1 tRNA gene (cut by a window edge) is annotated in these 205 nt (G+C 33.7%); it reads left to right on the forward strand.

Annotation, left to right across the window (positions count from 1 at the left end):
* Positions 1-183 precede the first annotated feature (183 nt).
* Positions 184-205, forward strand: a tRNA-Gly gene (locus JHU38_RS05140) (it continues 151 nt past the right edge of the window).

The following is a 205-nucleotide window of genomic DNA, read 5'->3' on the forward strand; positions in this document are numbered from 1 at the left end:
CCTTAGTGAAAACAACTTCCTTCACTTTTTTGAAAAATATTTAGGACACTATTGATTTAGGACACTATTGGCAGAGAATGTACATTTTTGTTGAAAAAAAGTAGCAAAAAGTTTGTGGAAATAAAAAAAATCCTTACCTTTGCAACCGCATTTAGAGGAATGCTCCTTGTGATTAAGGACTATGCGGAAATAGCTCAGTTGGTAG

The sequence above is a fragment of the Prevotella illustrans genome (assembly GCF_017426725.1).
GTDB classification, from domain to species: Bacteria; Bacteroidota; Bacteroidia; order Bacteroidales; family Bacteroidaceae; genus Prevotella; species Prevotella illustrans.